This is a genomic window from Mycolicibacterium stellerae (assembly GCF_003719305.1).
GTDB classification, from domain to species: domain Bacteria; phylum Actinomycetota; class Actinomycetes; order Mycobacteriales; family Mycobacteriaceae; genus Mycobacterium; species Mycobacterium stellerae.
On record NZ_RARC01000001.1, the window covers coordinates 176606 to 188527 of the forward strand.

Below are 11922 nucleotides of genomic sequence, written 5' to 3' on the forward strand. Positions count from 1 at the left end.
CGGTGCGTATCAGCAGGTCATTGTTTGGGCAGCCGCGCATAGCCGCGCGGGCCTTCGTAAACATCGGGCCCCAGATTCTTGAACAGCTCCTCCCGCCGCTCGGCGAGTTCGTCGATTGTCCACTTGCCGTGTTTGAAGACGATGTCGCTGACTTGGGGGAGCTTGACGTGGGCGACGGCTCCGCCGCACACGATGAAGGTCTGCGCGGTGATGTCGGCCGCCAGATCGGTCGCCAGGAACGTGACGAACGGCGCGATGTTGTCGGGGTCCATGGCGTCGAACGGCCGCTCCCCCGTTGCGAACTCGCCTGCACGGTCGGAATTCTCGAAGGTGGTGGTGGTCAGCCGGGTGCGGGCCCGTGGGGCGACGGCGTTGACGGTCACCCCGTATTTCGCCGTCTCTCGCGCGACCGCGACCGTGAACGCCACGATTCCCATCTTGGCGGCGTCGTAGTTCGACTGACCCGCATTGCCGAACAGACCCGACTCGCTTGTCGTGTTGATGATCGCGCGATGCCCGGTGTTGCCTGCCTTGGTCTCTGCCCGCCAATGGCGAGACGCCGCGCGGGTAGGCAAGAAGTGGCCCATGAGGTGCATGTTGATCACGTTCGACCAGTCTTGCGGATCGATGCTGAATACCATTCCGTCACGCAGGATTCCAGCGTTGTTGACGAGGATGTCGAGCCGGCCGAATGCTTCTATGGTCTGACCGACCAAGCGGTCCGCGCCATCGGGATTGGTGACATCGTCGAAGTTGGCGACCGCTTCACCACCTTGCGCGACAATCTCTTCGGCGACCGCCGCTGCGGGCCGTTGGTCGGCGCCCTTGCCATCCCATGCGCCGCCCAGATCGTTGACGACGACCTTGGCGCCCTGGTCGGCCAGGGCAAGGGCTTCGCCCCTGCCGATACCCCGGCCGCCGCCGGTGACTATCGCCACCCTGCCCTCAAGATGCGCCATGCCCTACTTCCCTTCTGGTGTCTGGGTTGGTGTCGACCCATCGCTGGATCAGTTCGCGTTTCACGACCTTGCCGGCGCCGTTGAGCGGCAACGGCAATTCGGTGACCCACCATCGGGACGGAACCTCGAAGTGGGCCAGTGCGGCTGCGGCGAAAGCCTTCAGTTCGGCCGTGTCGATTTCGGCGCCCGTGTCCGTGACGACCACGGCTCCGACTTCTTCACCGAGAGTGGGATGTGGCAGGGCGACGACCGCGACGTCGCGAACGGCCGGGTGGCGCAGAAGCCTGTCCTCGACGTGGCCTGGCGCGATGTTCTCACCGCCACGGATGATGATGTCGCGCGACCGACCGACGATGTAGAGGTAGCCTTCATCGTCGAGGTAACCGAGATCGCCTGTGTGCAACCAACCTTGGTCGTCGATCGGATTGGCGGCGACGTCCTCGCCGACGAAGCCTGCCATCAGGGTCGGCGCCCGAGCCAGTACCTCGCCCACCCCGTCGGCATCCGGGTCGGCGATCATGATCTCGGAGGTGGGTAGCGGCTTTCCCACGCAGCCCGGCTTGTCGAGCAGGTCGGTTCCGCCCGCCGAGGTCAACGCTCCGCCGGACTCGGTCTGTCCGTAGATGCTGCTGATGCTGCGGCGCGCCGAGGGAAGTCCGCGGGCGATCTTCTCCGCCAACTCGGGCACGACAAGCGAACCGCCCATTGCCACCGACACGACACTGGATGTGTCGTAGTCGTGCAGTCGTGGGCTGTCGAGGACGCGGGCGATCATCGTCGGCACTCCGCCGAAGAATCTCACCTGTTCGCGTTCGATCAGGCCGAGCACTTCTTGCGCGTCAAACCGGCCTTCCAGGAACAGGAGCCGGCCCCCGGACAATTGTGCCGACACCAGCGTCTGGAACCCACCGATATGGAACAACGGCAGACACATCAGGCTCACCGTGCCCGGATGGTCGTCGGAGAGCCGGTTTGGCAGACGACGCGTGCGCACCAGGACGTTCTGGATGTTGGCCACGACCGCGCCCTGGCTGAGAATGACTCCCTTCGGCGCGCCTTCGGTGCCGGAGGTGAAGAAGATTGCGGCCGGGTCGGATTCAGTCCGCACGCATAGCGATTCGGCGATCGCCTGCGGGGCGCGGTCCACCAGGATCCTCACGTCGGAGATCGTGAGCGTCGGGTAGTCGCGAAGCGACGGCTTGGCACACCAGATGTCGTCGGCCACGACGAGTGCCGGTCGAACCCTGCCCAACGTGTCATGCACTTCCTCGTCGCTCCACCAGGCGTTAGCGAAGACGACGACACCTCCGATCTTGACGATTGCCCAGTACGCGGTGACCCATTCGGGTGAGTTGCCTGCCAGCAGAACGATCCGGTCGCCCGCTGTCATGCCCCGTCGTCTCAGCTCAGCGGCGACCTCGTCGATATCGGCAAGGTGCTCGGCGAACGTGATCCGTCGCTCGCCTGCGACCAGTACCGTTCGCTGTCCCCACCGCGCGAAATCGGCCAGCAGATCTGCGACGCATTCGGGCCGGTGGGCATAGCGCAGGCCTGCGCCGGTGTCGAAGACCTCGCTGCCCCAACGGTGGTCAGCGACAGAGCCCAGGGTCATGGTGCGGGTCGGATGGGCAGACGAACCACGGCCGACCCCTTCGCGGAGAGTTCACCATCCTGCTGTCGGGCCGTCTGTTCGACGGTCACCAGACCGGCCTCGGCGTCGACGGCGGTCACGAGCCCGGCGATGCTCACGATGTCGCCGGTCGGGTTGTGCCGACGGATCTGCGAGCTGTGTTCCACGAGGAACCCGTGGTCTCCGATCCAGTCGGTGATGTGGTGAGTCAGCCACGAGGCACGCTCGGGTCCGTAGTCGTAGGCGCGCGGTGTGCCGACCAGACGCGCGAGATCGTCGTCCCAGTGCACTCGTTCGGGAACGTCAGGGATGCCGAACCGGTCGGGGATCCCCAGATTGGGGTGCTTTTCGAGTTGGTTGTGCGCCAACCGGTTAGCCCGGATGTAGAGCCCACCCCAGCCTTGCGCGAAGGCGATGAAGCCCGTCACCGTCATCGGCCCTTTGACCATGACGGGCAGTGGGTCACCGACGGCGACCTCGTCGATGTAGAGCGGAACTGCGCCTCGGGGATTCTCGTCGCGGTAGGCCTGCGCGACGTCGGCGATTTCCTGGTAGCCATACCTCGGTTCGCGATCGCGGGCCGCGCTGTACTTGCCCCGCTCCCGCGCGGTATCGCGTTCGGTGCGAAAGCACCAGGAGTCCGCCTCTGCGACGCATTCGTCGCCGACGAAGAAGTCCACGTGATAGATCTGCTGAATCGCCCTGCCCGCGAACTCGGTTTCGTGTTCCACCAGATCCTTGAGGTAGGCCTCGGTGTGGATCACGTCGCCACGGCGCAGGTATCGATGCCACTTCGTCGACGCGCCGGACCACATGGCGTGCACACCTGGCAGGCCACCGACGTACCCCGAGTAGATCCGATTGAGCGCGAACAAGAATGACGGCGGTGCTAGCAACGTCTGATGCGGGGAGGCTTCTGCATACGCCGGATCGCACCAAAGCGGGTTGTCGTCGCCGATGCCGTGCGCGTAGTGGCGCACGTTGTCACGAGTCACCTCATAACACCAGGGCTCCACGGTCTCGGTGATCTTCACACCGATCAACGACCGCAGGTTGTCCAAGGCCCGTTCGGTGATCAGGGAGAACCTCTGTTCATCCGGCTTGACGTCTGTGTCCTGACTCACCGAAGAGTCCTCCTCGATTGCGGGCGGGCAGCTGGCGCCGAAAGGCGCTCACGTTTGTTTAGTACTAGCTATAATAGGGCTATCACATGGATGAAAGGAAAGGCAAGAAATGTGGGCCGCTCCACACTGCGGTCGGCCACCCGAGATGCCGTCAGCGCCAGTCCTTTGTGCCGACGGGGCTACGAGTTCAAGCGGTCCGTCGCTCCGAAATGACTGACGCCCAAACAGCCCTCGCGAGTAGGTAGACGCGCCGTACCGGAGTCAGTGCTCGCGCGAAATCGTCATATCATCGTGCTACGCACCACGCGGTCGGGTAATTGCCCGCCTCGGGCGGCGTGAGGATAGGAGAATGCCGTGGCGCCAAGTCAGGCAGCGCGGAAGCGCCGCCGCATGTCGCCTGAGGACCGTCGCACGCAGATCATCGCGGCGGCGAGATCGGTCTTCCTCGACTACGGCTATGCAGGCACCCGTGTCCGCGATATCGCCGAGCGGGCAGGCATCACCGAGAACCTGGTGTACGTCCGCTTCGCCAACAAGAACGAGATCTATCAGACCGCGGTGACCGATCCGCTCGACGACCTTGTCGATCGTCTGGCCTCGGCCATCACCGAGATGTCACAGGCCGGTCAGTCACGGCGCAAGCTGTTCGAACGCTTCCACGCCGTGCTATACGCGAACATGGTCGAGATGGCGCCGCTGCTGGCCGCCGCTTTGTTCTCGGTGCCAGAAGCGGGGCGCACCTACTACTCCGACGTGGTACTGCCGAAGTTCACCCAGGCGATCAGCGGAGTAATCACCGACGTCACCGGCTACGACGTGGACTCGCTGGAACTCGACGTCCTCGTCGAAGGCGTGCTCGGCCTTCACTTCGGGTTGTCGCTGGACACCATCTTCGCCACTGCGGCGCTGCCGGTTGACGTGGTGGCACGGACGCTGACCGTCATGTTCGGCGACGGTTTGCCGAGGACGAAACGCCGATCACGCTCCAGGAAGCCGCAGTCATCGACGCGGGCCGAGTCCTCGTCGACACGGTCGGCGGACACCGGCGGTCAGCACGGCGCCAGGATGACCGCGGCGGAGCGCAAAACCGACGTCGCCTTGGCCGCCAGGCAGGTGTTCCTCGAACGCGGCATGGCGATGGCCCGGACCAAGGAGATCGCCGAACGCGCGGGCATCACCGAAGCCTTCATGTTCCGACTCTTTGACGGCAAGGAGGAGCTGTATCAGACGGCGATCGAGGATCCCGCCGCGGAGCTGGTCCGGCGCTGGGCCCGCGAGCTCAGCGAGATCGCCACCCGTGGCGACGACGCCGTGACCACGATGCTGGAGATAAACGAGCAGGGAATCGCCATCCTCGACGAACTTGCTCCGCTGTTCATGATCGCGGTCTTCTCCCGGATGGAACGCGGAAAGCGGTTCTACCGCCAGGTGGTCGAGCCCGCGTTGAGTGAGACTCTCTCATCGATCCCGCTGTCGGGGTGGGCGCCTCCTGATGTGAACGCCGAAGTGATGTGGCGGGCGATCTTCGGCATCCAGTTGGGCATCGTCATCAGACATGAGCTAACCCGTACGCCGATGGACACGCTCGAGGTGGCCAGCCAGCTGACCCGGATGATCGCGACCGGTATCAAACAGCCGGCGTGAGCGCCTTCACATCGCCGGTCAACCCCGGGGGCCGCCCGCGACGTAGATCACCTGGCCCGACACGAACCCGGCGCCTTCGCTGACCAGAAACGACACGGTGTGTGCGATGTCCTCGGGTACGCCGACCCGACGCACGGGAATCTGCTCGGCCGCTTTGGCTTTGAAGTCCTCGAAGGACAACCCGAGCCGATGTGCGGTCGCCTCGGTCATACGTGTTGCGATGAATCCAGGAGCCACGGCATTGACCGTGACGCCGAAGCGCCCGAGCTCGATCGCCAATGTCTTGGTGAAACCTTGCAGCCCCGCCTTGGCGGCCGAGTAGTTGGCTTGTCCGTTGTTGCCGAGGGCCGAAGCGCTCGACATGTTCACCACCCTGCCCCATTTCACAGCGACCATGTGCTCGCGCGCGGCTTTGGTCATCAGGAACGCGCCTCGAAGATGAATGCGAATGACGTCGTCCCAGTCGGCGGGAGCCATTTTGTGCAACAACGCATCTCTGGTGACGCCCGCGTTGTTGACCACCACGGTCGGTGCGCCGACCTCGGCAATCAATCGGTTGTAGGCAGCAGCCACCGACGTTTCGTCGGCGACGTCGGCGGCCAGCGCGATCGCGACTCCACCCGACCCTCGAATGTGCTCGACGGTTTCGCAGGAGCATTCTTCGTCGACATCGAGGACACCGACCGCGTGACCATCGGCGGCAAGGCGTTTGGCGACCGCGGCGCCGATGCCACGTCCACCACCCGATACGACGGCCACTCTGCTCACCGACATCGCCAGTTCGTTCCCTTCTGTCGACCTCCTGTCGGCGGGGCGCCGCCGACTCCTTCCACTAATATATATAGTGATGACCCAAATAACCACGACGGGATGGAGCGACTTCGTGCCGGGACTTCCACGCGCCATCGCGGCGCGGCTTCGCATCCCCGTGATAGCCGCACCGATGCTGACGGTGTCGGGCCCCGAACTGGTCGTCGCGGCCTGCCGCGAAGGGGTCATTGGTGCGTTCCCGACTGCGAACGCGAATTCCACCGCGCAGCTTGATGAATGGCTGTCGATGATCAGCGCCCGCGCCGCCGGCACCGCGCCGTATGCGGCCAACTTGATCATGCGTTCGCCGCGCTTGGATGCGGACCTGGAAATCCTGGTGCACCATCGGGCCCCGATGGTGATCACCAGCGTCGGCTCTCCCGAACCGGTGGTCGCGGCGCTTCACGACGTCGGCACCCTGGTCTTCGCCGACGTCGGCACGTTGAAGCACGCCCGCCGCGCGGTTGCCGCAGGCGCCGACGGACTGATACTGCTCACCGCGGGGGCAGGCGGACAATCAGGCCATCTCAATCCGTTCGCCTTTGTCCGGGCAGCTCGCGAATTCTTCACTGGGCCTTTGGTTCTCGCGGGTGGCGTCGGCGACGGCCATGCTCTGCGCGCAGCCATGACGCTTGGCTGCGACCTCGCCTACGTCGGCACGCCGTTCATCGCCACGCATGAGTCGATAGCCTCAGCCGATTACAAGCAGATGGTCGTCGACAGTTCCCTTGATGAGGTCCTGCTGACCAAGGCCTTCACCGGCCTACCGACCAATATGCTGGTGCCTTCCATCACCGCCGCCGGTTTGAACCCGGCCGACCTGGACGAGCGGGTGACACCCGCGCAATCCAAGGAGCTCTACGGTTCGGCCGCGGGCTCGGAGGCCAGGCGTTGGATCGACCTGCGCAGTGCGGGCCATTCGGTGAGCGCCGTCCACACGATTACCAGCGCCGGCGCGCTGGTCGCCAGGCTCGAGCACGAGTACCGGGCCGCGGGACCGCTGAGTTAGTACGCATGCTGACGACAGAATTCGCCGATCTCGGCGATCGCCCTGCGACTCTCCTCCAGCACGGGCGTCATGATGTGCCAGCAGTGGTACATCTCGTCGAAGACACTCAACGTGACCTCGACGCCTGCCCCCTTCGCCTCGGCGGCGAACCGGGCAGAGTCGTCTGTCAAAGAGTCCCATGTTCCGGTCATGACTAGCAGCGGCGGCAGGCCTTTCAAATCGGCGAGCAATGGTGATGCCAACGCTGAATCGGCAGGGGCACCTTGAAGGTAAGCCGCCGCCATCCCCTGCAGCATCTCCGCGGACATGATGGGGTCGAATGCCGCCGTTGTCGTAATCGACTCCGAAGACAGCGTCAGGTCGAACCACGCCGAGATGCATACGCCCGCGGCAGGCAGGGCGTCTCCGCAATCACGCAGGTGGACAAGCAGCGCCGCAACGAGCCCACCCCCGGCAGAATCGCCTGCCACCACCACCGTGTGCGGTTCGTGCTCCGCGATCAACCAGCGATACGCAGCCACCGCATCATCGACAGCCGCCGGGAAGGGATTCTCGGGCGCCAGCCGGTAGTCGACCAGCAGCACATCGCAGTCAGCAGCGCGTGCGAGATCCGCCGCAGTACTCGCATAGCCCTTGGCGGACGCGAGCATGTAACCGCCACCGTGAAAGTACAGAATCGTTCTCTTGGACGTGCTGCCGCGCGTGGCCCAGATCGCGGGGACCCCCGCGGCGTCGACCGGCTCGAGCTCGAGGTCGTCCGGTGCCGGAAAGTAACGCTGCGCCCACTCGTCATACGCATGTCGCATCTGCGCAGGCGTGGACGGCTGATCGGGATCCGCTGGCGCCATCGCCGCAACCATCTCCTGCCAGAGCGCAAGTGCGTCCCGCTTTTCGTCTGTCACTGCAGGTCAACTCCCTTGTTCGCAACGGTGCTTCCCAGGTTGCCAACCGGGCCGCCCCAGAGCATGCGTAGTTCCTACGTTGTGTTCCATACGCAATGTTTGTGAGGGTGCTCACTACAATAGAGCTGAGATTCGGCCCTACCTGCGACGGCGAGAGGGGTGCAATTGCCGCGTAACGTCTCGTCCCCCGGTGATCAGCAATGGCCCTTTGTCGGTCGCGTTGAACTCCTCACCCAACTCGCGACGCTGCTGTTCGACCAGCGCAGGCCCGTCCTGTTGGCCGGCACCGCAGGCGTCGGGAAGACACGGTTGGCCGGCGAGTTGCTCGAGTCGGCCCGACAGCGTGGATTCCCGACCATCCATGCAACAGCCACCCGCGCCGCCGCCGAGATTCCTTTCGGCGCCCTCGCCGGGGTCATATTCGCCGAAGACGAACCGCTTCCGATGCCGGTGTCAGCGCGGGCGGAATGGATGCGCAGCACGGTTCGGCGACTGGCCGCGCTCGGCGGCCAATGCCCGCCGGTGATGTTCGTCGACGACATCCAACTGCTCGATCCGGTGTCTGCGACTTTCATCCACCAGGCCGTCACCGCCAACGCATGCCTGCTGCTGGCGACCATGCGCACCGGGGACGCGGTGCCCGATCCCATCCTGTCGCTCTACAAAGATGGCCACGTCGCCCGTGTCGACGTGGGGGTGCTCGACGACGCGGAAGTCGGGGACATCCTCGCGTCGGTGTTGGGCGGAGGCGTCGAAAGCTCAGCCGTCCAACAGTTCGCGGTGCGTAGCCGCGGCAACATCCTGTTCCTGCGCGAACTCGTGCGTGGGGCACTCAAGTCGGCGACGTTGGTGCTCGACGAGAACGTCTGGCGTCTGACTGGCCGCGCTCCCCTTTCCGCCCGCCTGATCGAGTTGATCGGGGCGCGCCTTGCCGAGTTGACGACCGCGCAACGCAATGTGCTCGACATCCTGGCCTACGGCGAGCCGCTTCAACTGAAACACGTGAATGCCGTCGTACAGGGAGGCGCCGACCTCGCGGAGTGGCTGGAGGATCGCGGGCTGGTCGTCAGCCGGCACGAGGGCCGCAGGCTGTTGATTCGGATCGCGCATCCCGTGTACACCGACGCGCTGCTGCACGAGCTCACGGCGGTTCGGCGCGGCCGCCTGGCACGAGCGCTGGCCGATGTCGCTCAAGACGACGGAGATCTGGGAGCAGATGATGTCATCCGTTCGGCGACGTGGTGTTTGGAGGGCGGGCTCAAGCGCCCGGAAATGATGTTGAAGGCGGCTTACCACGCGCGGTGGGCGTACGACTTCGGAGTGGCTGCGCGACTTGCCCGAGCGGCCGCAGAAGACGGCGCAGGCTTCGAAGCCGATCTGCTATGTGGCCAACTCGCATACCTTCAAGGCCGAGGCAGCGACGCGGAGAGCGCGCTTGCACAATTGGCGGAGGCGGCCGCCACCGATGACCAGCGCACCCGAATCGCCCTTGCGCGTCTCGAATGTGCGATGTTCAGCGGACGTATCGCATACGGGATCCAGATCGCCGAAGCCGCCGAGAAAGCCACATTCGAGAGCGCTCTGCGGGATCAGATCACGGCCAGGCGTGCAGGATTGATCCTCGCCGCGACCGGCCCGGCCGCCGCATCGCAGGTCGCCGCGCCGTTGTTGGAGACATCGCAAGGGCCCGCGCTGGTGTGGGCGTGCCTGGTGGCCGCGGCCAGTTGCGGACGACTGGGACAATTCGATGAGGCGCGCCAGGCCGCCGACATGGGCCATGACGCGCAGTCGACGCTGACCACCCCAGTGGACAACTATCCGTGGTTGCACACGTTCTTTCGTGGTGAGGCGCAGATATATTCGGGCGACTTCGACAGTGCGCTCGCCACGGCGCGCCACCTCTATGCGGAGGCCGTCACCGAGGGATCGATCGAGGCGCAAGCGTATTTCGCGTGGCAGTTGGCCAAGCCCGTCGGCGAGCGCGGCAACATCGACGAGTGCCTGAAATATGCGCGGGAAGCCGCCGTGTTGTTCCGCGACCTCGGCCGGCCGGCGCTGCGCGAGCAGAGCCTTGTCGACCTCGTGATGGCGCTTGCCCTCGGCGGCGATGGTGGTGGCGCAGGCGCGGCGCTGGCGGAACTCAAGAAGCTGCGGCTGCCGAGCAGCTACTACGCCGTCGAAGTGCTGCGCGCACAGGCTTGGACCAACATCGCCAATGGCGACTTGTCTTTGGCGCGCCATGATCTCGAAGAAGGCGCGGCCCTCGGCGAGCGCATCGGTGACCGTGTCGGTGCGTTGGACTGCCTGCACACGCTGGCAAGGCTCGGCCACGCGGCGGGGGTGCACCGGCGCGCGGCTCGAGTGGCCGAACACGTCCAGGGGCGATTGGTAGCGGCACGACTGGCCAACATCCATGCGCTGGAGACCAAGGATTGGCAGGAGCTGCATTCCGTCGCGGAATCGTTCGCCGCCATGGGAGCACACCTGCTTGCCGCCGAAGCCGCGACCGAAGCCGTCGTCACGGCCCGCAACAGGAACGCGTCGACGCAACAAGTGGCGTTGTTGCGTCGACTGGCGGCGAGGTCACGTCAGGAGTGCCCGAAAGCCAAGACTCCCGCCCTGCAGACCGCGCAGTTGCGGGTGGCGCTGACGCCCGCCGAAGCCGATGCTGCGCACCTGGCTGCTGCGGGAATGTCCAACAAGCGCATTGCCCAAAAGCTGTGTCTGTCGACGCGGACAGTCGAAGGTCAGCTTCAGCGAAGCTACGAAAAGCTATGCATCGGCGGGCGCTCCGAACTGGCAGCGGCATTGGCCGAGAACGCATTATGAGGCTGTTACGTCGTCCACGCCGGATGTGGTAGATCGACGAAAACATCGGGCAGATCCCGCGACGTCGACATGACAAAGGATGGTGTCCGGCGCTCCAGAAACGCCTGCACGCCTTCCCTCGCGTCGACAGATGATCCGAGTTCGGCCAGTGCGGCAGACTCGATGTAATGCGCGTCGGCAGGTTCTGCGGCGCCGTACATCCGCCACATCAGCTGCCGCGTCACCGCGACCGAGACGGGGGCCGAGTGTGCGACGAATTCATCGGCGAGCGCGTAGGCGCAGGCAAGCAAGTCCGAGCCCGAATGAACACTGCGCACGAACCTCGCATCGAGTAGCTCATCGGCGGAGTACAACCGGCCGGTGTACATCCATTCCGCGGCACGGCTTATGCCGACGATGCGGGGCAGGAACCACGAGGACGCGCCGTCGGGTGCGATCCCCCTTCGGACGAAGGCAAACCCGACCCGGCCTTGCACAGAAGCCAACCTGATATCCATGGGCAAGGTGAGGCTGGCACCGAATCCCACTGCAGGCCCGTTGATTGCGGCTATCAGCGGCTTGCGGCACCGCAGCATTCGCAGCGCAATGGTGCCGGCTCGATCGGGCGGCGGCGCACCGTCGGTGGATTCGTCGTCGTCACGCGCGAAGGTCTCGGCGCCCATGCTCAGGTCGGCGCCTGCGCAGAAGCCCCGACCGCACCCGGTCACCACGACAGCACGAATCGCGTCGTCGGAGTCGATGGTGTCGAGAACATCGAGGAACTGATCGACCATGTCGCCGGTGAACGCATTCAAGGCTCCCGGGTTGTTGAGCCAAACCGTGGCGGTGCCGTTGGTGACCCGCAGATCGATACGCCCTACGTCGGCCCCGGGCGGTTCATCTGTCGCGTAGTCACGCCCGCCTGCCGTCACTGCCCCACCATTGTGGTTGTCACCCATGCCGACTCCTTTGCTTAGTATAGTGCCATATAGAATAAGCTAAGAACAGCACATGGGTGTTCGGTTTCCATACGCCC

The 11922-nt window shown here is 64.9% G+C and carries 9 protein-coding genes; 3 read left to right on the forward strand and 6 right to left on the reverse strand.

Annotation, left to right across the window (positions count from 1 at the left end; genetic code table 11):
• Positions 1-17: 17 nt before the first annotated feature.
• Genes D6M19_RS00835 through D6M19_RS00845 form a run of 3 tightly spaced genes read right to left on the reverse strand, consistent with a single transcriptional unit; the run spans position 18 to position 3713 of the window.
• Positions 18-959, reverse strand: a complete 942-nt coding sequence (locus tag D6M19_RS00835; RefSeq protein ID WP_123023268.1) for an SDR family NAD(P)-dependent oxidoreductase — start codon at positions 957-959, stop codon at positions 18-20.
• Positions 946-2571, reverse strand: coding sequence for a class I adenylate-forming enzyme family protein (locus D6M19_RS00840; protein WP_123023269.1), 1626 nt, complete (start codon positions 2569-2571; stop codon positions 946-948). Before D6M19_RS00840 ends, D6M19_RS00835 begins: the two co-directional genes overlap by 14 nt.
• Positions 2568-3713 (reverse strand): FAS1-like dehydratase domain-containing protein, encoded by a 1146-nt coding sequence (locus tag D6M19_RS00845; RefSeq protein WP_123023270.1) that lies wholly within the window; start codon positions 3711-3713, stop codon positions 2568-2570. Before D6M19_RS00845 ends, D6M19_RS00840 begins: the two co-directional genes overlap by 4 nt.
• 390 nt (positions 3714-4103) lie before the next feature.
• Between D6M19_RS00845 and D6M19_RS00850 the strand changes: the two genes are divergently transcribed.
• Positions 4104-5357 carry a TetR/AcrR family transcriptional regulator gene (locus D6M19_RS00850; protein ID WP_123023271.1) on the forward strand — a complete coding sequence of 418 codons (1254 nt, stop codon included), beginning with the start codon at positions 4104-4106 and terminating at the stop codon, positions 5355-5357.
• A gap of 18 nt (positions 5358-5375) precedes the next feature.
• On the opposite strand, the gene fabG is transcribed toward D6M19_RS00850, so the two are convergent.
• Positions 5376-6131 carry a 3-oxoacyl-ACP reductase FabG gene (gene fabG / locus D6M19_RS00855; RefSeq protein WP_123023272.1) on the reverse strand — a complete coding sequence of 252 codons (756 nt, stop codon included), beginning with the start codon at positions 6129-6131 and terminating at the stop codon, positions 5376-5378.
• Positions 6132-6204: 73 nt separating this feature from the next.
• Here fabG and D6M19_RS00860 point away from each other — a divergent pair, with 73 nt between their 5' ends.
• Entirely contained in the window at positions 6205-7176 is a 972-nt protein-coding gene (locus D6M19_RS00860; RefSeq protein ID WP_123023273.1) for an NAD(P)H-dependent flavin oxidoreductase, read from the forward strand.
• Here D6M19_RS00860 and D6M19_RS00865 read toward each other — a convergent pair.
• Positions 7173-8078, reverse strand: a complete 906-nt coding sequence (locus tag D6M19_RS00865; protein WP_123023274.1) for an alpha/beta hydrolase — start codon at positions 8076-8078, stop codon at positions 7173-7175. The genes D6M19_RS00860 and D6M19_RS00865 overlap by 4 nt on opposite strands.
• 165 nt (positions 8079-8243) lie before the next feature.
• Between D6M19_RS00865 and D6M19_RS00870 the strand changes: the two genes are divergently transcribed.
• The gene (locus D6M19_RS00870; RefSeq protein WP_164478275.1) at positions 8244-10907 is read left to right on the forward strand and encodes an AAA family ATPase; all 2664 of its coding nucleotides are present in this window, start codon (positions 8244-8246) and stop codon (positions 10905-10907) included.
• Positions 10908-10912: 5 nt separating this feature from the next.
• On the opposite strand, the gene D6M19_RS00875 is transcribed toward D6M19_RS00870, so the two are convergent.
• Positions 10913-11845 (reverse strand): enoyl-CoA hydratase-related protein, encoded by a 933-nt coding sequence (locus D6M19_RS00875; protein ID WP_123023276.1) that lies wholly within the window; start codon positions 11843-11845, stop codon positions 10913-10915.
• Between the last annotated feature and the right edge of the window lie 77 nt (positions 11846-11922).

Bases quoted from the DNA above. Each gene is read 5' to 3' on its own strand.
- D6M19_RS00835 (WP_123023268.1), bottom strand. From the start codon at position 959: ATGGCGCATCTTGAGGGCAGGGTGGCGATAGTCACCGGCGGCGGCCGG.
- D6M19_RS00840 (WP_123023269.1), bottom strand. From the start codon at position 2,571: ATGACCCTGGGCTCTGTCGCTGACCACCGTTGGGGCAGCGAGGTCTTC.
- D6M19_RS00850 (WP_123023271.1), top strand. From the start codon at position 4,104: ATGTCGCCTGAGGACCGTCGCACGCAGATCATCGCGGCGGCGAGATCG.
- fabG (WP_123023272.1), bottom strand. From the start codon at position 6,131: ATGTCGGTGAGCAGAGTGGCCGTCGTATCGGGTGGTGGACGTGGCATC.
- D6M19_RS00860 (WP_123023273.1), top strand. From the start codon at position 6,205: ATGACCCAAATAACCACGACGGGATGGAGCGACTTCGTGCCGGGACTT.
- D6M19_RS00875 (WP_123023276.1), bottom strand. From the start codon at position 11,845: ATGGGTGACAACCACAATGGTGGGGCAGTGACGGCAGGCGGGCGTGAC.